Genomic DNA, 22,434 nt, shown 5'->3' on the forward strand with positions numbered 1-22,434 from the left:
TTTAAAAGACAGTAATGAACGTAGAGACCCTTTTCAGAGAAGTGCTATTTATTGAAGAAGAAACCGAGCTTACGGATGTGACCGGCCCTGATGATATTGATGCCTGGGACTCTCTCGGTCACGTCAATATTATCACGGCTGTTGAGGATGAATATGACGTTGAAATTACTCCGGAAGAGATTACAGAGATCAGTAGCATCGGGGATATCAAGAAATTATTACAACGCAAGGGAATAAGTACAGAGTAATGGAGTCAAACTCTATAGTTGAAGGATTTTTTGCTCAGGCAGAGTCAAATCCGGATAAGACAGCCATCATTTGGAAAGACGAGCAGATTTCATTCGCTCAGGTATCAGAAAATGTTCGAAAAGTGGCCGGTTTGCTGCAGAGGGAAGGGGTTACCGAGGGAGATCGTGTTGCTTTTTATGGTGATAAGAGTCCTCTTTTTGCTTATATCTATCTTGCCACTCATTTGATAAAAGCAGTGGCTGTACCGCTTGACGTAAAGCTTCCTGAGGATAAAATGCTGGGGCTGCTCGATCTTACAAACCCAAAACTTCTTATACACCCCACTAACGCTGATCATCAGTTTCAGCAATTACCTTTTGATGAGAAACTCCTGGAGGGGTCAGCAATTTCTGAATATGACTTTCCTGAAGGCGATCAACTGGCAGATATTTTGTTTACTACGGGTACTACAGGAAGAGCAAAAGGGGTTCGGTTAACCCATAGAAATATCCTGGCCGGAGCCGTAAACTCAAATATCTTTATTGGGAATGATGAATCCGATACAGAGATCATCCCGCTTCCCATGCATCATGCCTTTGGGCTAAGGAGACTGCGCACTAACCTGTTCTTGGGAGCGACAGTGATTTTGATAGATGGATTTATGTTCCCGAAACTCTTTTTCGATGCCATAGAAGAAAAGGGGGCAACAGGAATTTGTATGGTTCCTGCCGGGTTTGCCGTGCTAAAAAAGCTGATGAAAAGTCATTACATAGACTATTTCAAAAAGCTGAAGTATATAGAGTTTGGAAGTTCTCCAATGAGCCCTGAACAGAAAAAAGAACTGGCCGAGAACCTGCCCTCTACTCGAATATGCATGCACTACGGACTTACCGAAGTTGCGGCAAACATCTTCACCGAATTTCACAAAGATATTAACAAGCTGAGCTCTGTAGGTCAGCCAAGCCCTAATGTACAGGTAAGCATTTTAGGAGAGAATAATAAAGAACTTGCTGCCACAGAAGTAGGAGAAATTGCAGTGAAGGGCACCATACAAACACCCGGTTATTGGGAGAATAAGGAGCTCACCCAAAAGTCATTTACAGATGGCTGGTTCCGAACGGGAGATCTGGGATACAAGGATAAGGAAGGGTATGTATTTTTGAGTGGTCGTAAAGATGATGTCATTAATGTGGGAGGCAAGAAGGTATTACCTTCTGAAATTGAACAGGCACTTGAGGAACACCCGGCTGTCAAAGATTCAGCATGTATTTCTGTAAAAGGCGATCAGGAACTTACAGGTGAAAAAATAAAAGCCTTTGTAGTCTTTAAAAGAGGCGAGAAAATAGATTCAAAAGAACTGACAAAGTACCTCAGGGAAAAAGTAGAACCCTACAAGATTCCACAGGACTTTGAGTTCGTAGCAGCTATCCCTTATACATCTTCAGGCAAGAAAAAGAGAGACCAGCTTAAGTAAATCAGCAGTTCAGCTTTCTGTTAGTGATTTCAGGCTGCTCTCAAGTTTTTGGGTAAGATTCTTGAAGCTATATTCTTCAATGGCCTCTTTGTCAGGTTCAGCTAATACGCGCTTTTCTTTGTATGCTTTAAAGGCCTGAAGGATAAAATTATGAACTCCAGAGGTGTCATCATGTGCAAAAAACTTACCTATATTTGTATCCCCAACAAGTTCAGCGGCTGCGCCATCCACCGGCCCAATTCCCAATACCGGGTTCCCCGATATCATATATTCAAACACTTTAGTGGACAAAGCAAATTTACTGTTTTTGGTTCGTCCGATTACCAATAGTAAAAGGTCTGAAGTGTTGACCAGCTCCATCATGCGGTCGTGAGAAATATAACCGTTAAAGTTACACTCAATACGTGAAGAGACTGTTTCAATGTCTCGCTTTATGTCTTCATTGATGTTTCCGTAAAATTGAAAGGCGACATTATCTGCTACTTCCGGGTTCTCTTTTGTCAGTGTCTTCAATGCACTGATGAAGGCTTCGGGATATTGATTAACCTTCAGGCTGCCAAAATATCGAATCGTAAACTTCTTATTTGTTGAAGAATCATCGTCCTGAATGATATGATCCGGGTCAAAACCATTCGGAATCTTTTCCAGCTTATCATCAAGCTGGTAGCTCGGGAAAAACCCATGATTTACCACCGATAAACGATCGGCACTTTCCAGTACAGAGCCTTCCAGCTTTTTATTCCTCTCTCCGGCCCATTTACTTTGTGGGTTGTCATCGTAATAATAGATATTGGTCCATGGGTCGCGGAAGTCGGCATGCCAGGGAAGTCCGCTCCACCCGGCCAGTTTCTTGGCAATAAGGCTGGTTGTAGGAGGGGGAGATGTGGATAATATTATATCCGGTTTTTCTTGTTCAATTACTTTCTTGCCCAAAGGTACAGCAAACCACTTCCAGGTGAACTTGGCATCGGGAATCATCAGGTTCAATCGGGCCCAAACAGCTAATCTGGAAATGAGGTTAGCATCCTTTTGGTAGAAAATGGAAGGGTTGCTGGTTTTAGCTCCTCCGTTTTCTTTCTTTTTCAGAAGACTCACGGGTTCTATAATATTAGCCCGATATACCTTAATATTTTCAAGTACGGGGTCATCAGGCTTTCCCTTCATTCCCGCAGCGGCTTCTTTAGCGGTTAGAACAACAATATCCCAACCTGATTTTGCCAAATATTTAGCAAAACGGGAAATCCGGTAGGTACCTACATCGGCAAATGGATACCAGTAGTAGGAAACGATAAGGATTTTTTTACGAGCCACTTGAGTTGCGGGCTTTGAACCATGTGAATATCCAGAAGGCTGCTATCAGTGCCTGGAGGATCACAGAAATCCAGGCAAGCATTACTCCGATTTCATAGGAGCGGGGCATGAAGTTTAATTCCAGCGTGTGATTTCCTGCCGGAATATCCATTCCACGAAGAAAGTAATTGGTTTTATAAATCGGGATTTCTTCTCCATTTAACATAGCCGTCCAGCCGGCCGGATAGTAAACTTCACTAAGCACCAGGAAGCCGGGTTGTGATCTTGAAATCTCAAGCGTCATTTCCGGGCCTGTATAGTCTGTGATTTCTACCGTAGATGTTGTGTCTTGTGAAGAATTTAGTGTTTCCGAAGTTTCTACAATGGCTGTTTCAGAGAGATCTGTTTGTCCCGGCATCAGGTAATTGAAGGCGCTATTTGGATCCTGAACAGTTAGTACCGAATCCACAAAAAATGCTTTGGGCAGTACGTTTTGATTTTCATAAACCACACCGTTCTGACTTTCAAAAACCGGCTGATAACCGTCAAAAGGAAGTCCCTGAACATAAGTGACGTACTTCACATTGAAAAGATCCAGTAGCTGAGGGTTAAAGTTCTGATTCTGGAGATTCAGCGGCCCCTGGCCATACATCACATCCTGGATCACACTCAACTTGGCCCCGGTGTACCCACCTATCATAGGGTAGAAATAAGCCGGGGTGGCATTACTGTATGGATTATCCAGAATAGGTAAAACCCGATATGGGTATTCGGTATTTTCTGATATCCGCTCTTCAATAAATGTATCAATATCCCGACGTTGGGATTCCAGAGTTTTCTCAGGATTGACATTTCCGGCGACAATGGCATTTTCGGGAATGTAGCGTTTATCTACACTCATCATGTCGATGGCAAGGATGAGGGTGAATCCCATCAGGCTGACGCTTACCGGTATTTTGCCGGAGGTTGTCAGGTACATTAGTCCGGTTGCTAAAACCAAAATAATAGCCAGTCGCAATAAGTCGCTATTGGCTTTTTCTTCCCGTTCGGGAACAAGCTGCGTATTCACATAACTTTGTGCTCGCCGCTGTACCTGGGGGTTGTCCACGCTAACCTGATTTTGACGTGCAATTTGATTGGCTATGTTTGAAACTTCACCCGGGCGAGTGAAATCCATGGAACTTACCATAATGAAAAGTACAACCAAAACCCCTCCCGTTAAACCGAGCGGCACATATAGCTTTTTGAATTCATTGCTCTTGGAGCTCACAAAATCAGCAAACCAGTCAAGCCCGTATACTGCCACTACTGAATAACAAAATGCAGTCAAAGTTAACCAAGTTTCGGGTGCTCTGAACTTATCGAAATAGGGGATATAGTCGAAGGCAAACTCGTTTAACAGTCTGAAATTGCCTCCCCAGGCGAATAGGATTCCAAGCGTTCCGGCAGCAAAAAAGGCAAGCATGGTTTTACTTCTTCGCTTGATTAATGCAAGGATTACGAATGGCAAACTAAGCGCTCCGAGATAATGAGGGCCGGAAGTAACTGACTTGGGTCCCCAATATTCCGGTGAGGCTCCACCAAAAATATCGGGTATAATCAGGGTCCAGGTTTCGCGAATCCCCTGCGACCAGGCAAAAGCATAGCTGGAAGTGAGGCCGGTAGAATTATCAAGAGCCGAGCCTCCCCGAATACTGTATTCCGCGTATTCTTGAAGGGCAAGGAGCTTTTGAGCATGTCCTAAAATGCCTAATACTCCACCTGCAACCAGTAGCAGGGTAACAAAACCCCAGTCTTTAATTCGATTTTCTTTGTAAGCTTTCCAGCTGTCAAACACCCATAAAAACCCAAGCAGGTAGAAAAAGTAATAGGTTATTTGAGGGTGGCCTGCACGAAGTTCCAGCGTTAAAGCCACTGAAAAAAGTAAAAGTCCGGCCAGCTTTTTTTCTTTTCGGGTTAGCAGCCAATAGCCTGCAATCATCCAGGGAGCGAATGCAAGAGCTGAAAATTTAGAGGTATGCCCGGCTACAATAATAATCGGGAAATAAGTTGTTAAACCATACATCAGGCTCCCAAATAAGGAGGTCAAAGTCCTGAAGCCCATCATTACTAAAAGAAAATAGGTCCCTGATAGCAGCACCCAGTACTGAAAAGCCGGGTAGATATTCGTAAATAAACTTGCAATACGATCTAAATAGGGTACGGCATCTTTGGTGGAAACCACAAAAGAAGGCATACCGCCAAACATGTTATTCACCCAAAGCGGTTCTTTATCATAGGTTTCGCGGTATTCAATTACAGACTCAGCTCCGGCTCTCCACTGGGTAATATCATGTCGTTGAAATTCTTTTCCGCCAATAGTTGTAGCTGTAAAAAGTACAAAGGGGATCAGAAACAGAATAACCAGTGCTATTATGTGCTGGCGGCTATCGGAAAGATTGGCAAAGAAATCCTGCTGAGGAGCGTTATTAGAGTCTGTCATATAAGAGTGGTTTATTCAATCACTTTAGGTACACGGAAGTAGTCGCTATCGGCATCAGGGGCATTTTTAAGTGCGTCATCATGCGAAAGGGGAGCTTCGGCTTTGTCTTTACGAAGACGGCTTTCCAGGTCAATTACATGCTCCAGGGGTTCCACATCCGAGGTGTCCAGTTCATCCAGGCGGTCCATATATTCCAGAATTTTATTCATATCCTGTGCAAAGGATTTTACTTCTTCTCCGGACAGCTGCAGTCGGGCCAGGCCGGCCATGTATCGAACATCTTTTTCAGTTACAGACATATATAGGGTTTATTTGTTTTGGCTGAATTTAAGAAACATTGGGTGAAAGATTAATCGGTTTTTAAATTTGTTAATAATAGTAGCTGTTTTGAGAATGAAGGTTCTATATTTTAGGTTCAAACTTGGCATCTTGCAGATTTTATTTCCATTTTAAGAAACTATTTTATCTACATGATCAAAAAGAAAGTAACCATAATAAATTCAGCGGGTTTACACGCACGTCCTTCGGCGCAGCTGGTTAAGCTTGCCAGTAAGTTTAAGTCCGATTTTTTCATACATAGCTATGGATATCGGGTTAATGGGAAAAGCATATTAGGGGTAATGACACTGGCCGCTGAATCAGGTGCTGAATTAGAGCTGGAGGTTGAAGGGCCGGATGAGGGTGAGGCCATGGAGGCTATTGTTGACCTGGTAGAGAATAAATTCGGAATGGAAGACGAATAACAGTCTGATAGATATACTATGGAAGCCACAAACACCGATGAAATTACGATAAAGGGCCGAAGTGTCGGCACCGGTGTGGCCATTGGTAAGGCTGTGATTCTGAGCTCTGAATCCAAGACGGTTGCCCCCACCTCGATTAAGAAATCGACTGTAAAGAAGCACAAACAACGGTTTTTAAAAGCAAAAGAAAGCCTGATCGATGAGCTTCAACTTATGGCCGATGAACTGAATGATACCGGTTCGGTAGAGATTATAGATACTCAGAAGCAAATTATCCTGGATGCCGAAATTGAGAGGAGTGTTTTTGAAATTATTGAGGAAAAGCAGCTTAGTGTTGATTTCGCCATCTATCAAACCTACTGCCAGTTTATTGAACGGCTGAAAGAGAGCGGGTCGGAATTGTTTCGGCAGCGCATTGTGGATCTTGAAGACATTCGTGACCGCTTCATAGACCTGGTTTGTGATCAAAAGAAAAAGAAATCGGTGAAAAAAGGGGCGCTTATCGTGGCGCGCGAAATCAGCCCAACAGACCTTGTTTCTTATTATGAAGATGGTGCTATTGGCTTGGTTATGGAAAAAGGTGGTGTGACCTCTCATGCTGCCATTATTGCCAAATCGCTTGGAATTCCCTGTATTGTAAGCGCCGAAAAAGCAACCAAGGAAGTGCTGAACAATAAAACGATAGTTCTGGATGCCGCAGAAGGAACGTTAATTTTAAATCCTTCCCGAAAAACCATTTCCCGGTATCGGAAAAAGGTTGAAGAAGCTGCCCGCAGAAAGAAAAAGCGACCGGATAGTTTTGAAACTGCAGACGGGTTTCCCCTTAAAATTACAGCAAATATTGAGTTTGAGCCCGAACTGCCAAGGATAAAGGAACACGGCGCGGAGGGCATAGGCTTACTGAGAACAGAGAGTCTGTTATTTGGACACAAGATTCGGAAAAGCACCGAAGAACAACTGGCTTTTTATTCAGCCATATTGGAAGGCTCATCCGGGCCGGTTACTATCCGATTGTTCGACATTGGAGGAGATAAAACCAGCCGGCGCACCGTTAAAGAGGCGAACCCATTTTTAGGCTGGAGAGGCATACGCTTGCTCCTGGATGAAAAAGAACTGCTTCAAAATCAGCTTAAAGCAATTGTAAGGACAGCTGCTAAATATCCCGGACGTATCCGGATTTTGGTGCCTATGGTGTCTGTAATCCATGAAGTGAACGAAATAAAAGATGAGCTTGAGTCTGCCCGGAAAGAACTGAAAGCGGAGGGTATAGAATTAACCGAATCTATTCCTATTGGGTTGATGGTGGAAGTGCCGAGTGTGGCGCTTTCAGCTTATTCGTTTGCGAAAAAAGTAGACTTTTTAAGTGTGGGAACCAATGATCTCACGCAATATACCATGGCGGTTGACCGTGGCAATGAACGCATCTGTAATTTGTTTCAGCATTATCACCCGTCTGTTCTGCAACTGATTAAAATGACAGTAGAAGGGGCAGATAAAGCCGGTGTGGATGTAAGTGTTTGCGGGGAATTAGCCGGTGATGAAATCGGAGCGGCCTGCCTGATCGGTATGGGTATTCAGGAGTTGAGTATGGTGCCTGAATCGATACCAGCAATCAGTGAACTGCTTCACTCCAAAACAAAGGAGGAGCTTGAGCAGTTTGCAAGCTCTGCCCTTGAATTAGGCTCCACTGAAGAACTCGAACAGCTATTTGAGGACTGGAAGAACTGAACTGTTACTGCTGAGCTACGCCAATCACGCCACAAGCAACGCGACTTCCTGCAGCTCCTGTAGGCTGAGATTCCAGGTCATCCTCTCCGGCGTGGATAATAATACCACGTCCTAAAATTTGGTTGAGCGTTACAGTTTGGTCAACATAGTTTATAGCAGCCTCACCGTTTTCGTTAGCTTCTATATTTCCCAAATCGCCCATGTGTCTTGCGGCATCAGATGGGGCTCCGTGCTGATTATCGGAAGGATTAAAATGTCCACCCGCACTGGTTCCGTCATCTGCTGTGCAGTCACCATACTGGTGAATGTGAAAACCGTGATTTCCCGGCTCCAATCCTGCAAAGCTTCCCTGTATTTGAACTCCGCTTTCGGCTTTTGTAAAAGTTACTGATCCGGTTACTTCATTGTCACCAATCTGCATAACGGTAGCAACTAATTCAGTGTGAGCCGGACCTTGTTGCATCGATTTAGACTCTTGTTCTATATTTTTTGAACAACCGGTAGTGATTAGCAAAAAAGCAGAAATAGCAGAAAAGAGCTTCATAAAGAAACAGTGTTTATTTTCAGATTCGCTAATTCAACATTAAACCATTGATCTTCATTCATTCAGGATCGATTCCCGTAGCTGTTTGAATGACTGAAGGTAAGATTGCAATTTCTCATATAAAGCGGGTTTATTCTTTTTTAAACTACGGGCAGGATTGGGACTGAAAAGCTGCTTAGCACGAATAAATAAAGGTGCAGTAAGTACACTTAAAGTCACATATCCGAGGATATAAACTTCTCCAACTCCCGATAAAAGCAGAACCAGAGAAACTATTACGTAAAATATTGGCAGTAAGAACAAACCACTCAGGAATTTTATGGATGAATCAAAAGCGTTATCCCTGATCACATTTTTAATTAAATAACGAATGGGTTGGTATGGGATGATATTATTCAAAAGGCTGAACACATAAAGTGGAGAAAGTAGAACATCTTTCACTCCCACCTGTTTTCCGCAGGCTAATTCATTAAGATCCACATCACATTCTTCGGCTATTTTATCCAGTTCTTTTGCTTTTTCAATAAGTTCCGGAGTGATGTGTTTCTGAGTTTTTTGGATCCTTGGGTTTGCAATTTCAGGATTAATAACTTTAAAGTCGTCGGACTCAAGGTCATCCCACAATACCTTATGTACGGGATATTCATTTAAGTCCTCTACATGAAATACAAGTTCTTTCATGGCGTTTGAAACCTGTTCTTTCATCTGATCTGCAGCTTCTTTCTCATCTTCTTCGAGCAGAGTTTTGAATTTGCTCACCGGAATAGGCTTGCCATAGTTAACCTGCACAGCATTTCCGCCGGTTCGGTGCTCACTGTAATTCACCCCAACCGGAACAATTTGTAAATCCAGTTCCCAATTGTGCTTCTCTTCAGCTCCGAAAGCAATACGGGTAAAACCTTTGCTAAGGGGCCTGATTCTTCGCTTTAAGTTATGATTGGCTTCCGCAAAAACCAGCACCGTTTCTTTATTTTTGAGGTATTGGATGCATTTTTCAAAAATTTCATTGTTTTTTTGAACCGATTTCAAGCCGTCCCGAACACGATAAACGGGCATCATATTGATGGACCACAAGAATTTCCCAATTATATCAGGTTTGAATGCCTGGGCCCGCGTAAGAAAGTAAATTACAGGCTTTGTTGTGGTTGCCACATGCAGAGCATCCATAAACGAATTCTGATGATTAGGCACATAGAGAATGGGTTTGTCTTTGGGGAGATGCTCCTTTCCGGAAGTTTTAACAGTGGAGTAAAAAAAGCGTAGTCCATTTCCAACTACAGCATGTCGCCAAAATTGATACCACAAATAATTATTACGCATTAGTAAAGACGCGTTGTAAAGTTGATTTTCCTATTGACCAGTACCATCCAATACTGAGACCGGCAATAATATGCCAAATGCCCCACCAGGCAGCAACTAAAGCCATGCCACCAAGCCCGTCAAAGAAATTGAAAATCAGCAATAAACCCAAGCCCGAATTTTGAATTCCGGTTTCAATGGCAATGGATTTACGATCCGGTTTCGGTAGCCCGAAGATGTACCCTAATCCGTAACCACTCATCAGGGCAACTGCATTGTGAAAGAATACCAGAGCAATAACGAGATGAACAAAATTCGTAAAGTGCTCGAAGTTCATGCTAAAGGCGACAATCACAAATCCGGCAAAAAAGATAATCCCGAAGTTTTTGATGAACGGTGATATTTTTTGCGAGAAGGCATCTTTGAAGTGCCGAAGGGTCATGCCAAGAATAAGCGGAATCCCGAGAATCAGAATGATGATTCGGAATACTTCAAACAAGTCGAGGTGAATTTCGGTAAGTATGGCATTTGTGGGGCCGTATAAACTGGCCCAGAAGGCAAAATTAAACGGGGTCATGAAGATGGAAAGCAGGGTGGCGAAGGCGGTCATACTCACCGAAAGTGCTGCATTCCCTTTAGCCAGCAGGGAGAAGAAATTGGATATGTTACCCCCCGGGCAGGCAGCAACCATCATCATTCCCAACGCAAAACTGGGGTGTGGTTCCATCAAAAGAACCAATAAATAAGTAAGCGCAGGGAGTACAAAAAACTGGGAACAAAGACCGAGAATAGTACCTTTTGGGTTTTTTGCTACTTTCTTGAAGTCCTCAATGGACAACTCCAGAGCAACCCCAAACATGATGATTGCCAGCGACACATTCATAATGTGAAGTCCGCCGCTGTTCAGGTTCAACTGAAGGGCATCAATCGATTCGCTCATAATTTTATACTAACGTTAGATGTATTTTTCAGCCCAGGTAGCCAATACCTTGCCCACATATGTGCTGTCTTTATCGTCGGAAAGCAGGTGACCGGCCTCGTCCAAGGATACAAAACTTTTGGGATGTTTTGCGGCATTAAAAATCATAGAGGCATTGTCGATGCCCACGGTATTATCAAGAGGGGAATGAAAGATCATCAGGGCACGATCCAGTTTTTTGATGAAATCCGACATTCGGGTTTCTTTCAGGTCATCCAAAAATTGCTTTTTAATGGTGAATGAGCGGCCTGCAAGGGTTACTTCGGCTTCCCCCTTTTCCTCAATTTCATCCAGATGCATGCTGAAGTTCTCACGAACATGGGCGGGGTGAGCGGGAGCTGCAATGGTAGCTACAGCTTTCACGGATTCCATCTTATGGGCTGCTTGTAAAACAGCGGCTCCACCTAAAGAATGCCCGGCTAATATTGCAGGAGCATGTCCCTCAGATTTCAAATAATTATAAGCAGCCACTAAATCATCCACATTGGATGAAAAATTGGTGTTTGAGAAATCGCCGTCACTTTCGCCCAACCCGGTGAAATCAAACCGAAAAGTGGCAAAGCCTAACTCAGCTAAAATGGATGTAATATTGCTCATTACCTTCAGGTTCTTGGAACAGGTAAAACAGTGTGCAAACAAGACGGTTCCTTTTTGTTCCTTTTCAGGAAGATCGAGTTTGGCTGAAAGTGTATCACCCAGGCTGCCGGTAAATTCTATTTTCTTTGATTTCATGAGTGTAGTATTATTGGCGTGTAATTTTTAAGATAATCAATAGTATGAGTAACACAACGAATCCCTTCCACCTCGCATTTCCGGTTAAAGATCTTGAAGAGTCCTACAAATTTTACCACGACTTGCTGGGTTGTGAAACCGGCCGCAGCTCTGACAGCTGGATCGACTTCAACATGTGGGGGCACCAGGTGGTAGCTCATCTCAGCCCTGATGAAGCCAAGCAATCCGCGATGAATGCTGTAGACGGTCACGGTGTGCCGGTTCGTCATTTTGGAGTGATTTTAGAAATGGATGAATGGCAAAAACTGGCCGATAAACTAAAAGCAGCCGATATCGAATTTGTGATAGAGCCGTACATTCGTTTTAAAGGTGAGCCGGGCGAACAGGCAACCATGTTCTTCCTCGACCCGTCCGGAAATGCGCTCGAGTTCAAGGCCTTTCAAAATAAAGAACAGATTTTTGCAAAATGAGCCGCTTTGCGGAATTAAAAAAGAAGAATTATAAATTTTGAATAGCTGAATATATCAGATCAAGATAGAATAATAGCTGTCTCTTGCTATCGCAGAAATGACATTATCGAAGAAGGGTAACTTCAGCATTCAAAGTTGAATGCTCCGTGTTCAATGTTCTTTTTCAACCCAGCGAAGGTCGTTTTGTATAAAGGTCACAAAGGTGAGCAAGTTCTGTACCTGCCAGTATTCCCGGATATCTTTTTCAGGATCCTGATAAGAATAAGAGCGGGTGGTGTCGCCGTCAAACACTTTGAAGCTGTACACTCTTCGGGGCAGCTGACCGGAATCCGGTACCCAGCCTTCAATTTCATTCTGAGGTTGAATCTGATAGAGGTTCAGGAAATCAACAAACAAGTCAAAGTCGCTCCACGTGCTGTCATTAGCTGAAACATATTCTGATTGTACTACTTTCTGGCCCTCGGCATTCAGTGTGTAAACAGTTAACTCACCGGCCCAGGTTGTGTCTTTTTTGAAAAAATCAAAATAGACGGCTTCGTTTATGTTTAATGAAATGCTTTCATCCGGCTGTGCTTCTTCCTGAACCATTTCATCAGCCACAGAAACCGCATTCTCAGAAGAGGAGCAGCCGATTATCGCTGTCATCAATAATAAGGTTCCTGCTATGTAAAATTGCTTACCCATAATGTTCAACTGTCAACCGTCATTTCTGCTTCAATAGCCTCAAGCCGGCTTTGATATTCTTCCCACTTCGAATAGTGGTCGGTAAGGTCGGCTTTGAGCTGGTCATATTCTAATGAGAATTTCTTTACGTTATCGGCGTCATCATAAAAGTCCGGCTTAGCCATCTCTTCCTCAATTTCCACCTTTCGTATTTCCTTTTCCTCAATCTCTTTCTCCAGCACTTCCACCTTCTTTCGTATCGGTTTGGTACGTCGGCTTAGTTCATTCCTTCGTTCAGCTTCAATGCGCCGCTGTTCTTTTCTGGACAGCTGGTTGTCTTCTTTGGTTTCTTTTTTGGGTGAAGGCTCCTCAGATTCTGCTTCGGCCTCCTCTCTTTTGCGTGTGAGATAATATGAGACATTCCCCAAGTACGTTTTGATGTATCCGGGCTGTACATCCAGCACTTTATCAACGATGGGATCGAGAAAATCCCGGTCGTGAGATACAATAACCACGGTTCCCTCATACTGCTGTATCGCCTGCTGCAGGATATTCTTACTGCTCATGTCCAGGTGGTTGGTAGGTTCATCAAAAATGAGCAGGTTGGCCGGAGAAAGCAGCATTTTGGCCAGCGCCAGCCGGCTTTTCTCACCGCCCGATAAAACTTTCACCTTTTTGAAAACATCATCGCCCTGAAAGAGGAAACACCCAAGAATAGTCCGAAGTCGGCTTTCCTTGGCATCTGAGCCTGCTTCCTGGAGGGTTTCTAAGGCATCTTTTTTGGGGCTGAGTTCGTCCGCTTGATGCTGCGCAAAATAGTTTACCGTCACGTTATGCCCTTCAATCCGTTCTCCTTCCTGGAAGGGTTCATTCCCGGCAAGTATTCGAATTAATGTGGATTTTCCGGCACCGTTAGGGCCAACCACGGCAATTTTATCGCCTCGTTCAATTTCATAATCAATGCCTTCAAAAACCTGTGTGTCATCATACCTTTTATGAAGGTTGTCGAGCTTCATCACCACCTGTCCGCTTCGGGGCGGTTCCGGAAACCGAAAGGATACCTTGCTCTGCTCCTCCTCCAGTTCAATCCGGTCCATTTTTTCCAGTTGCTTGACCCGGCTTTGTACCTGACTGGCTTTGGAGGCTTTATATCGGAATCGGTCTATAAATTCCTGGGTCTGCTGGATTTTCTTTTCCTGATTCTTTTTGGCGTTCAGCAACAGTTCTTTCTCCTCCTCCCATTTCTTTTCGTAAAAAGAGTAGTTACCGGCATAATCACTGATGTCGCCACTCCGCAGTGCCAGCGTACGGTTGGTAATGGTATCCAGAAAAGCTTTGTCGTGAGAAACAACCACAACCGCACCTTCATAGGAATTCAGGAAGTTCTCCATCCACTGCAGCGATTCGATATCGAGATGGTTTGTCGGCTCATCCAGTAACAAATAGGTAGGTCGTTTCAGCAGAAGTTTGGCAAGAGCAATACGCATCAGCCACCCTCCGCTGAATTCTGAAGTGCTTCTGTGAAAATCCTCTTCGCTGAAGCCAAGCCCCATCAGTACTTTTTCTACTTCTGCCCGAAGTCCATATAAACCCGACGATTCAAGCTCCGTTTGAAGCTTGCCATAACGTTCCATGAGCTGTTCGTATTCCTTGCTTTCATGGTCGGTCTCGGCCAGTTTTTCCTGAACCGTTTTCACTTTCATTTCCAGCTCAAATAATTCAGCAAAAGCCGACTCCACTTCCTCTATAACCGTCAGGGTAAAGTCCGGATCAACTCCATCCTGAGGAAGATAGCCCAGGCTTTCTTCATTGGATAAGGCCACGCTGCCTTCATCGCACTCCTGAATGCCCATAATGATTTTGAGCAGGGTAGATTTACCGGCGCCGTTAGGACCTACCAGTCCAATGCGTTCGCCGGGATTAATAAATGTACTGACTCCGTCCAGAAGCTCACGGTCGCCCAGATGTAATGTGATGTTTTCGAGTGCTAACAAAGTATGATGAAAGTCATGAGTTATGGAAAAATGCAGCGAGGCTGAAAATATGGATTAATTGGATTCAGAATGAAATTAATCCTTAGGGTAGCCACTAAAACACGAAAGCAGAAAAAAGAGGAAGATTTATGGTGCGTTCTGCAAGTCATCGCGAGGAGAAAAATTGTATAAACCGGTGAACGCTCCCTGACGACGAAGCGATCTCCCTGAATGGTTTGGGGTATTGTGTCCGGGAGATTGCCGCGTCGTTATGCTTCCCAAACCTGGATTCACTTTTTGAGATTCCTCGCAATGACACGTTTAAATGGCTCCTGTACACAAGCGAAGTCCTTCAGGGCTACAAGTAATGCTAAATGTTAAATGTGATTTGGCCCAATGTGATTTGGCCCATTTAACATTTAGCATTCAACATTTAAAATTTCCCACCAAAATTGGAATGAGTTAATAAATGCAGAAACCCTTAGTTTTGGGGTGAATTTAAAAAGATGAAAATCATGCAGAAGAAAGAAATCAACATTACCGTTGAACTGGATAAAGATAATGTACCCACCGATATCATTTGGAACGCCTCCGATCTTCGGGGCAAAGACAAGGCACAGTGCCGGGCAATGCTATTGTCGCTTTGGGATGCCCACAACAAAGACACCTTGAAATTGGATTTATGGACCAAAGAAATGACGGTGGATGAAATGAAGATTTTCTTCCACCAAACCCTGGTTACCATGGCAGATACCTTAGAACGAGCTACAAATGATGAGCGGATTACCGGCGACATGCGCGATTTCTGCCACTACTTTGCCGAGAAAATGGAGATTAAGGAATAATGAAAAATTTTTCATTTTGAATTAAAAATAAAGAATAGAGCCAAAACTCACCCCGCTCTCCCGTTCTTCCTCATCCCAGATGTCATAAGTTAGGATTTCACCTTGTAACGTTGGGAATGCCTTCAGGAAGGAGAAAAGTGGAGGGTATCCGCAAATTCGGTAAGGGTCATATTCTTGGCTCATCAACTCAAGGATTTTATCCGGGTTACCTTCCGCTCCGAAGTCCAGAAAGTCTTCGTCGAAAGCCCGGATATCTTCAAATAACTCTTTAGCTGGTTGTTCATCTCCGAATTTTTTACCGACGTGAGCCAAATCGCCGCTGATGCAAAAGAAGGTGTCTTCATCTTTGCCAAATAGTTTATTCATGAGTTGTGAAAACTGTTCAACCTGTTGACCCTGAAATCCATCGGCTTTATAAAACAGCTCTTCAAGACTTCCCACTACGATCGGCACAATTTTAAATTCATGATCCCAAAGGTGGTTCAACAGTAAAAGATGCAGTTCAATACTGTGTTCAATCCGGTGTGCCCGGTCTTTGAAGGTAATACCGTAATCTAACTCGTCATCGCGGACTTGATCCGCGATCTCCTGAATAGCCTCCCGGTCGGCTTCCACGGTTCCATTCACAAGTTCAAAATCCTTGTTCGAAATAACGAACGGGTGTTCTTCATAAAGTTCAGGATATAAACCGGAGTAATGAGAAGTGGCCAATATCACTACTCGCTTGGGCGTAAGGTTTTTGATGGCTGAAAAGGCTTTTACGTAACTGTTCAGTCCAACCCTATAATCGATGTGGGGGGCATATAGGGCTTTGGCTGATTCCACAGCCTCAGTTGAAGGAAGTTTTTCAAAAGCTTCGTTCAGAAAGTGCTCCAGTTCTTCCGGGTCCTCAGGGTACGAGATCCCATAGGTGTTGGAGGAGTGTACATCAGACTGCTCATATTCAGCCTCTGTCTGTTGGGCATGTTCTTTAAAATAGGGGGAATGGAGCAGGGCCTTCTCATCCAAAAACTGAACGTATTCCAGTATCTGCTCTTTTGTGATCTGCTCATCGCTGAACTCCAGGATATCTTCCACGCTTCGGCTGCCATCAAACAAAGAAAACAGTGATTGTGCAGAGTACGGAACGGCAAAATCGGAGTGCGCATAGCCCAGCTGATCCTGAAAATACAGGAAGGTTTCGCCATTCTGCTTTACGGGAATGATCTGTACATCATACCTTAACGGCGGAATGGGGTCGGTAAAAGAGTTGAAAAGTTTATTTCTCACGGTAATGTTAAATGTTAAGTATAGAATGTTAAATTAGCTTTCTAAGCATATTTAACATTCAAACATTGAGAATTTAGAATTATTCCTCTCTCATTTTCCGGCACTCACAATTCACGCCGTACTCTTTACACAAAGGATGATCCGGGGCTTCCGAAATGCGGGCTTTGCAGACATTACGTCCGTGATGGATCATCAGGTGCGAGAGGTCGGTCCAGTTTTCCCGGGGGAATAAGGCCATTAAATCCTTCTCGATTTTGTTGGTGTTCTTTTTCTCTTTGGTGAGGCCAAACCGGTTCGAAATTCGCTTCACGTGTGTGTCCACTACCACACCCACATTGATATTAAAAGCATTTCCCAAAACTACATTGGCTGTTTTTCGGGCCGCTCCGCGAAGCTTCAGCAGATCTTTCATGTTTTGAGGAACCTCGCCATCAAATTCTTTCACTAAAATCTGAGAAGTTTCCTTAAGTGACTTTGCCTTGTTTCGGTAGAAGCCTGTAGAGCGAACCAATTCTTCCAGTTCCTCAAGGGGAGCATCTTTCATGAGCTCCGGTGTAGGATAGGTTTCAAATAAAGCCGGAGTGGTTTTGTTCACCCGAACGTCGGTACACTGGGCACTCAGTATGGTGGCAATCAGCAGCTCAAAGGGATTGCGATGATTTAACTCACAATGGGGGTTCGGATAATGAACATATAGCTCTTTCAGAATTTCTTCCGCCCGCTCTTTCTGCTTTCTGGACTTTCTTGGAAGTTTGGGAAGTTTCGGTTCGTCTTTATTGGACATGAATAGTTTTAATTCAATGATTATGTGAACGCCTCAAACATAAATAATCCATTACAGATAAGGAACCGTTCATCTGGCGGTTGGACCGTCGAAAACAACGAGATTCCCGCCTGCGCGGGAATGACTTTATGTAATGAATAATACACTACACGGGCGATCTAACCGTAGCTCAGTCATCCCTGCGGAGGCAGGGATCCAGATATAAAATCAGGGGCCTTTCTCGAGTCATGGAAAATTCCCGGTTCAATATTCCACATTCGGTGTTCATATGCTTATCTTTGGCGCTCACAAGATTTTTGAATTGCAAAAACACTCACATGTCGAATTTGGACAACCTCGATAAAATTGTATCACTGGCCAAAGCCCGTGGTTTCATCTTCCAATCATCGGAAATTTATGGCGGACTTAGTGCCGTATATGATTACGGACCCCTCGGTGTAGAACTAAAGCGAAATATCCGTAATGCCTGGTGGAAGGAAATGACCCGTCGCCACGACAATATTGTGGGAGTGGATGCCGCTATCTTTATGCACCCGAAAGTATGGGAAGCCAGTGGTCACGTAGGTGGATTTAATGATCCCATGATCGATGACAAACAGTCCAAAAAACGTTACCGTGCCGATATGCTTATAGAGCAACATATCGAGAAGCTGCGCAGTGATGATAAGCACGAGGAAGCAAACGCCATTCAGGAAAAGCTGGATACCTGCGGTTCCCGAAAAAGCCTGACGGAAGACCTGCACGAAATCATCATGGAAAATGAAATTCGTGCTCCAGAATCGGGCGCTTTTGACTGGACGGAAGTGCGTCAGTTCAATCTGATGTTTAAAACCCAGTTTGGGTCCACTTCTACCGAAGAAGATGGTGTTTATCTTCGCCCGGAGACTGCTCAGGGTATTTTTGTGAACTATAAGAACGTAATGGATACCTCCAGAACCACCATTCCTTTTGGGATTGCCCAAACCGGAAAGGCGTTCAGGAATGAAGTAGTGGCCCGGCAGTTTGTTTTCCGCATGCGGGAATTTGAGCAGATGGAAATGCAATACTTCGTGAAACCGGGTACCGATGAAGAGGAATATGAGAAGTGGCTGGAGAAGCGGCTGGAGTGGCACAAGAAAATGGGGATTCGTAAAGAAAACCTGAGAACAGCTCCGCATCCGGAAGATAAACTTGCTCACTATGCCCGCGCTGCGGCCGACATTCAGTACAAGTACCCAATCGGCTGGCAGGAAGTGGAGGGTATCCACAACCGTACAGACTTCGACTTAAAACAACACACTGAGCATTCCGGCAAAAAGCTGGATTACTACGACCAGAAAAACCAGGAGCGGTTTGTTCCTTATGTAATTGAGACATCCGTTGGTCTGGATCGACTGACACTCATGGTTCTTTGTGATGCCTACCGTGAAGAAGAAGTGGATGGCGATTCCCGGACGGTACTCAAACTTAACCCGACCATTGCTCCAACACAGGTGGGTATTTTCCCGTTGATTAAGAAAGACAAGCTTCAGGATCTGGCGCATAAAATTGAAGAGGATCTTCGTGAGGAATTTTCAGTGCTGTATGATGAATCCGGATCCATCGGAAAACGGTACCGCCGTCAGGATGAAGCCGGAACTCCATTCTGTGTAACCGTCGATTTTGACGGAGTGGAATCAGAAGGTGAAGACACCGTGACTATCCGTTACCGTGATGATATGAGCCAGGATAGAGTGCCTGTTTCGAAATTAGCTGGGGTGATAAGGGACGGTATGAAAGACTGGAAACCGGAATAAAACCTCACCGATAAACATTGTTAAAACGTAGAGCGGACAGACTGTCCGCTCTTTCTTTTTAATGAGTTATTTCAACAAAATCATCTTCTTGGTTTCGGTGAACTTGCCGGCGGTTAATCGGTAAATATATACTCCACTCGGGAGGTTACGGGCATCGAATGTAAGCGTGTGTTCTCCGTTTTTCATGGGTTCTTTAACAAGCTTCTGTACCTCTTGCCCCAGCATGTTATACACACTGACCTCTACGGGGGAAGCTTTCGCCAGAGAGAAAGAAATGCGGGTAGTTGGATTAAACGGATTGGGATAGTTTTGATGTAAAGCAAAAGCTTTTGGAGCTACACCTTCCTCTTCGCTGCTGTTGATTATTCCATCATTAGAAGCAGAAGGGGTGCCGCCTGTTTCTTCGGAAGCCATCCAGCTTTCGGCTTTAGAGTTATCAAGCTCATAATCTTTTAAAGCCAGTGTGGCTCCATTCCCATCAGCTTCCAGCGGCCATGGTTCCTGGTCGTCATACTCAACAAAATCGATCAAAGAATTATTGGGATTAAAAATCCGAACCTGATCTCCGCCGCCGCTCAATCCGAAATCGGCTTCTCCTTTCACGAATACAGCTTCCGGGTGCAGTTGTTTGAATGCAGCCGTGTCGTTAGTGATTACCAGGTAACCTCCGGAGGTGATAGAAGTGCCGTTTGGTATCACAAATTCGTGTTCATCGTCTTCATCTTTATACACCCACCCGGATAGGTCGATAGTAGTTTCAGAATAATTATACAGTTCAATCCAGTCACCGGCATCAAAGTCGTCGCTTGGGTTGTAATTAATCTCGTTGATGACAATTTCATCGTTAACAACCGGCTGGAATGCAGCTTCAATTTCTACGGACGTTACGCCAAGCTCAACAGTCAGTACATTGTTTTGACCGGCTTCCTCACCATCAACCAGCCAGTGCTCCAGCTCCAGTCCGGGTTCCGGTTTTGCCTCAAGGGTGATGGTAGTGCCTTCGAAATAAATTCCTGACCAATCCTGAGTGGTTAAATCCGGAGTGATGGAGTTGAGTTGAATACTCCCTTCGAAAGTTTGGGCAAGATGTACACGAACGGTATCAATTTGCAGGGTATCCTGAATTTCAGCATAAATGAAACCGGGGTAGTCAAGTACATAGGGAACAGCCAATCCATAGTCATCTTCTTCCAGACCATAATAAAAATACTCCATACTGTAATCGGTAGGGCCGCTGTTGTCATACCAGCCTTCATCCCAGCGTTCAATGTCGCGGGGCATTTCAGGGTCGATGGCCGTATCTATGGAATCGATCAGGCCAATCATATACTCCGGCTCAAAAGCGGTATTCAGCATGTCAGCAAGGCGATTCAGGAAGATCTCACGGTAGGTGGGGTTTTGAATCATTCGTCCGATAAGCCAGAATCCCTCAGGGTCCTTTGCTAAATACTGAGTAAAAACCGGGATGTAGGTTCCGGGCTCGTTGTCAAAGTTTTTCCACCAGTCAAAATCATGCGAAATAAAATGCCACTTGCCATCTGCTGTCTGTGGTCTCCAATATCGCAGATTGTTGGGATCACCGTGAGAGCTGTACACCTGATAAATCCAGTGGTCGGTAAAGCTTTCCAGATCAATAAGGGAATCCGCCAGGGCAAAAAATTCGGCCTCGGTCAGTGTCTGATCCTGGAAAACATCCAGCAGGTCCTGGTAGGCATCATAAGTGCCGTCTTTCACTTCATCGTAATCTTTGATCATGTCGATGTCATCATAGCCATAACGGGACTCGACGAAATCATCGTTTTTGCGCTCTTGTAAATTATAGATGCCCCAGTACTTGCCGTTGATGTATAACACAACCGGCTCGTAAGCCTGCATGGCATTTTTGTGCCCCCACTGTTTGTTGATGGTGTACATCATTTCATTAAGCAGGCGGGAGCGTTCTTCAGCTCCGGCTCTCAACCCAAATCCATCGTAGGTGTCATAGTCGTTTTCCGGGAAAAGTTCATACTCCAGCTCATCAATACCATAGTCGGCGTTGTTATTGATGATAAACGACTTTTTAGGGAAAGCCCGGCTGAAGTTACCACCGATACTGGCACCTGCATCAAATTCAAATTCGACAGAGCCTCCGGGCTTCATGTATTCAATATGCACCGGGTATTCCCATTCTTCCCAAAAATTAGCTCCAAACCACGGATAGTCATCACTGGCTTCTGAAGAATCTCCGATTACATACATTCCTTTATCGTAATCAAAAAGGCTGTCCGGCTCCATAACAAAAGATACGATAGGCAGGGTGTGCGAGTCTTCGAAGAAGTAGCTGTTGGTGGCAATTTCACTGGCCTCAAAACCGGGGGCAAAAGCGATGGCCCGGATCACAGAAGAGGAATCAACGGTTATCGGGTCTTCATATAACGGGGAGTTGGGAGTAGGAGCCGTTCCCCCAATTTCATACCGAATCTCTGCATTCTCAGTAGTCGTTGAAATGCCGATAACTTCCGAACCTGAATAAAAGCCCGATTCCAGAGAAAAAACCGGTTGTTCTGCTTGCTCTGCAATTTGACTGCCGTTATTGCTTGCTTCAGGTGTAGGGTTCAGGAATTTAAAAGTCCCGCTACCATCAGGCGTTCTTCCCCAGGCTATGTCTGTAGATTGCTCACCAAAAGACACAGAATCGATCAATGTTTGCCCGTCCGACTCAGTCAGGATCACGGATTCGCCATCAGCGCTTAATTTCATGTCCACGTGTAAAGCACCCTGTTCCGTTTCTTTATCAAACCAAAGAATCAGAAACTCTCCGGGAGAAATGGTAGTGGTGGCACTTTGCCCGGATGGAATTTGCCATTTGTCGAGCTGTGCAGGGTCATCAGATACATACATACCCGCAAGGTTGACAGAAACAGAACCGGCATTATAGAGCTCTACCCAATCGTCGTTATCACCGTTTTGGTCAGCATGAGAAGATGCGTTGGAAGCAACAATTTCATTGATTTTAATTTGGGCAAAAGCTGAGGTGCTTAAAATGACCATAAAAAGCAGAGCAGCGGAAAAGAATTTTTTCATAGAATTGTTTTTGGGATGTATGCGGGCAATTATCGGCACATTGAAAATAAATATAAGGAATAAGATGCGAGTCAACCCATTAGGAAAGCTTTA

The 22,434-nt window shown here is 44.3% G+C and carries 19 protein-coding genes; 7 read left to right on the top strand and 12 right to left on the bottom strand.

Going from position 1 to position 22,434, the window contains the following annotated elements; genetic code table 11:
• Window positions 1–14: 14 nt before the first annotated feature.
• Window positions 15–248, top strand: a complete 234-nt coding sequence (locus ABFW99_RS08950; protein ID WP_349353680.1) for an acyl carrier protein — start codon at window positions 15–17, stop codon at window positions 246–248.
• The gene (locus tag ABFW99_RS08955) at window positions 248–1,702 is read left to right on the top strand and encodes a class I adenylate-forming enzyme family protein (RefSeq protein WP_349353681.1); all 1,455 of its coding nucleotides are present in this window, start codon (window positions 248–250) and stop codon (window positions 1,700–1,702) included. The genes ABFW99_RS08950 and ABFW99_RS08955 overlap by 1 nt, the downstream gene beginning before the upstream one ends.
• Window positions 1,703–1,711: 9 nt before the next feature.
• Here the strand turns inward: ABFW99_RS08955 and ABFW99_RS08960 are convergent, their stop codons facing one another.
• Genes ABFW99_RS08960 through gatC form a run of 3 tightly spaced genes read right to left on the bottom strand, consistent with a single transcriptional unit; the run spans window position 1,712 to window position 5,773 of the window.
• The gene (locus ABFW99_RS08960; protein WP_349353682.1) at window positions 1,712–3,013 is read right to left on the bottom strand and encodes a hypothetical protein; all 1,302 of its coding nucleotides are present in this window, start codon (window positions 3,011–3,013) and stop codon (window positions 1,712–1,714) included.
• A complete protein-coding gene (locus tag ABFW99_RS08965) occupies window positions 3,003–5,474 on the bottom strand; it encodes a YfhO family protein (protein ID WP_349353683.1) in 2,472 nt (823 codons plus the stop codon). The genes ABFW99_RS08960 and ABFW99_RS08965 overlap by 11 nt, the downstream gene beginning before the upstream one ends.
• An 11-nt stretch (window positions 5,475–5,485) precedes the next feature.
• Complete coding sequence (gene gatC / locus ABFW99_RS08970; RefSeq protein WP_349353684.1) at window positions 5,486–5,773, bottom strand: Asp-tRNA(Asn)/Glu-tRNA(Gln) amidotransferase subunit GatC; 288 nt, start codon at window positions 5,771–5,773, stop codon at window positions 5,486–5,488.
• A gap of 171 nt (window positions 5,774–5,944) precedes the next feature.
• On the opposite strand from gatC, the gene ABFW99_RS08975 reads away from it, so the two are divergent.
• Both ABFW99_RS08975 and ptsP read left to right on the top strand, forming a co-directional pair.
• On the top strand, window positions 5,945–6,217 hold the full coding sequence (locus ABFW99_RS08975; RefSeq protein WP_349353685.1) for an HPr family phosphocarrier protein: 273 nt from the start codon (window positions 5,945–5,947) through the stop codon (window positions 6,215–6,217).
• An 18-nt stretch (window positions 6,218–6,235) separates the two neighbouring features.
• Window positions 6,236–7,945, top strand: coding sequence for a phosphoenolpyruvate--protein phosphotransferase (ptsP, locus tag ABFW99_RS08980; protein ID WP_349353686.1), 1,710 nt, complete (start codon window positions 6,236–6,238; stop codon window positions 7,943–7,945).
• A gap of 4 nt (window positions 7,946–7,949) precedes the next feature.
• Here ptsP and ABFW99_RS08985 read toward each other — a convergent pair whose 3' ends face one another.
• The 4 genes from ABFW99_RS08985 to ABFW99_RS09000 are packed head-to-tail and all read right to left on the bottom strand — an operon-like array spanning window position 7,950 to window position 11,499.
• Window positions 7,950–8,489 carry a superoxide dismutase family protein gene (locus tag ABFW99_RS08985; RefSeq protein ID WP_349353687.1) on the bottom strand — a complete coding sequence of 180 codons (540 nt, stop codon included), beginning with the start codon at window positions 8,487–8,489 and terminating at the stop codon, window positions 7,950–7,952.
• A 54-nt stretch (window positions 8,490–8,543) separates the two neighbouring features.
• A complete protein-coding gene (locus ABFW99_RS08990) occupies window positions 8,544–9,809 on the bottom strand; it encodes a 1-acyl-sn-glycerol-3-phosphate acyltransferase (RefSeq protein ID WP_349353688.1) in 1,266 nt (421 codons plus the stop codon).
• Window positions 9,802–10,728, bottom strand: a complete 927-nt coding sequence (locus ABFW99_RS08995; RefSeq protein ID WP_349353689.1) for a bile acid:sodium symporter family protein — start codon at window positions 10,726–10,728, stop codon at window positions 9,802–9,804. The genes ABFW99_RS08990 and ABFW99_RS08995 overlap by 8 nt, the downstream gene beginning before the upstream one ends.
• Before the next feature lie 15 nt (window positions 10,729–10,743).
• Entirely contained in the window at window positions 10,744–11,499 is a 756-nt protein-coding gene (locus ABFW99_RS09000; RefSeq protein WP_349353690.1) for an alpha/beta hydrolase family protein, read from the bottom strand.
• Between the two features lie 44 nt (window positions 11,500–11,543).
• Between ABFW99_RS09000 and ABFW99_RS09005 the strand changes: the two genes are divergently transcribed.
• Window positions 11,544–11,969 carry a VOC family protein gene (locus ABFW99_RS09005; protein ID WP_349353691.1) on the top strand — a complete coding sequence of 142 codons (426 nt, stop codon included), beginning with the start codon at window positions 11,544–11,546 and terminating at the stop codon, window positions 11,967–11,969.
• Between the two features lie 150 nt (window positions 11,970–12,119).
• Here the strand turns inward: ABFW99_RS09005 and ABFW99_RS09010 are convergent, their stop codons facing one another.
• Both ABFW99_RS09010 and ABFW99_RS09015 read right to left on the bottom strand, forming a co-directional pair.
• Entirely contained in the window at window positions 12,120–12,653 is a 534-nt protein-coding gene (locus tag ABFW99_RS09010) for a hypothetical protein (RefSeq protein ID WP_349353692.1), read from the bottom strand.
• Between the two features lie 5 nt (window positions 12,654–12,658).
• Window positions 12,659–14,626: an ATP-binding cassette domain-containing protein gene (locus ABFW99_RS09015; protein ID WP_349353693.1), complete on the bottom strand. Its 1,968-nt coding sequence runs from the start codon at window positions 14,624–14,626 to the stop codon at window positions 12,659–12,661.
• A gap of 494 nt (window positions 14,627–15,120) precedes the next feature.
• On the opposite strand from ABFW99_RS09015, the gene gldC reads away from it, so the two are divergent.
• A complete protein-coding gene (gene gldC / locus ABFW99_RS09020; protein WP_349353694.1) occupies window positions 15,121–15,450 on the top strand; it encodes a gliding motility protein GldC in 330 nt (109 codons plus the stop codon).
• 21 nt (window positions 15,451–15,471) lie between these two features.
• Here gldC and amrB read toward each other — a convergent pair whose 3' ends face one another.
• Both amrB and nth read right to left on the bottom strand, forming a co-directional pair.
• Window positions 15,472–16,719, bottom strand: coding sequence for an AmmeMemoRadiSam system protein B (gene amrB, locus ABFW99_RS09025; RefSeq protein WP_349353695.1), 1,248 nt, complete (start codon window positions 16,717–16,719; stop codon window positions 15,472–15,474).
• Window positions 16,720–16,798: 79 nt separating this feature from the next.
• The gene (nth, locus tag ABFW99_RS09030; RefSeq protein ID WP_349353696.1) at window positions 16,799–17,503 is read right to left on the bottom strand and encodes an endonuclease III; all 705 of its coding nucleotides are present in this window, start codon (window positions 17,501–17,503) and stop codon (window positions 16,799–16,801) included.
• A 317-nt stretch (window positions 17,504–17,820) separates the two neighbouring features.
• Between nth and ABFW99_RS09035 the strand changes: the two genes are divergently transcribed.
• A complete protein-coding gene (locus tag ABFW99_RS09035) occupies window positions 17,821–19,278 on the top strand; it encodes a glycine--tRNA ligase (RefSeq protein WP_349353697.1) in 1,458 nt (485 codons plus the stop codon).
• A 66-nt stretch (window positions 19,279–19,344) separates the two neighbouring features.
• On the opposite strand, the gene ABFW99_RS09040 is transcribed toward ABFW99_RS09035, so the two are convergent.
• A complete protein-coding gene (locus tag ABFW99_RS09040; protein ID WP_349353698.1) occupies window positions 19,345–22,341 on the bottom strand; it encodes a lamin tail domain-containing protein in 2,997 nt (998 codons plus the stop codon).
• Window positions 22,342–22,434 lie beyond the last annotated feature (93 nt).

This window comes from Gracilimonas sp. BCB1, assembly GCF_040117685.2.
GTDB lineage: Bacteria > Bacteroidota > Rhodothermia > Balneolales > Balneolaceae > Gracilimonas.

Bases quoted from the DNA above. Each gene is read 5' to 3' on its own strand.
- ABFW99_RS08995 (WP_349353689.1), bottom strand. From the start codon at position 10,728: ATGAGCGAATCGATTGATGCCCTTCAGTTGAACCTGAACAGCGGCGGA.
- ABFW99_RS09000 (WP_349353690.1), bottom strand. From the start codon at position 11,499: ATGAAATCAAAGAAAATAGAATTTACCGGCAGCCTGGGTGATACACTT.
- gldC (WP_349353694.1), top strand. From the start codon at position 15,121: ATGCAGAAGAAAGAAATCAACATTACCGTTGAACTGGATAAAGATAAT.
- nth (WP_349353696.1), bottom strand. From the start codon at position 17,503: ATGTCCAATAAAGACGAACCGAAACTTCCCAAACTTCCAAGAAAGTCC.
- ABFW99_RS08965 (WP_349353683.1), bottom strand. From the start codon at position 5,474: ATGACAGACTCTAATAACGCTCCTCAGCAGGATTTCTTTGCCAATCTT.
- ABFW99_RS09010 (WP_349353692.1), bottom strand. From the start codon at position 12,653: ATGGGTAAGCAATTTTACATAGCAGGAACCTTATTATTGATGACAGCG.
- ABFW99_RS08990 (WP_349353688.1), bottom strand. From the start codon at position 9,809: ATGCGTAATAATTATTTGTGGTATCAATTTTGGCGACATGCTGTAGTT.
- ptsP (WP_349353686.1), top strand. From the start codon at position 6,236: ATGGAAGCCACAAACACCGATGAAATTACGATAAAGGGCCGAAGTGTC.
- ABFW99_RS08975 (WP_349353685.1), top strand. From the start codon at position 5,945: ATGATCAAAAAGAAAGTAACCATAATAAATTCAGCGGGTTTACACGCA.
- ABFW99_RS09035 (WP_349353697.1), top strand. From the start codon at position 17,821: ATGTCGAATTTGGACAACCTCGATAAAATTGTATCACTGGCCAAAGCC.
- ABFW99_RS09040 (WP_349353698.1), bottom strand. From the start codon at position 22,341: ATGAAAAAATTCTTTTCCGCTGCTCTGCTTTTTATGGTCATTTTAAGC.
- gatC (WP_349353684.1), bottom strand. From the start codon at position 5,773: ATGTCTGTAACTGAAAAAGATGTTCGATACATGGCCGGCCTGGCCCGA.
- ABFW99_RS08950 (WP_349353680.1), top strand. From the start codon at position 15: ATGAACGTAGAGACCCTTTTCAGAGAAGTGCTATTTATTGAAGAAGAA.
- ABFW99_RS08955 (WP_349353681.1), top strand. From the start codon at position 248: ATGGAGTCAAACTCTATAGTTGAAGGATTTTTTGCTCAGGCAGAGTCA.
- ABFW99_RS09005 (WP_349353691.1), top strand. From the start codon at position 11,544: ATGAGTAACACAACGAATCCCTTCCACCTCGCATTTCCGGTTAAAGAT.
- ABFW99_RS08985 (WP_349353687.1), bottom strand. From the start codon at position 8,489: ATGAAGCTCTTTTCTGCTATTTCTGCTTTTTTGCTAATCACTACCGGT.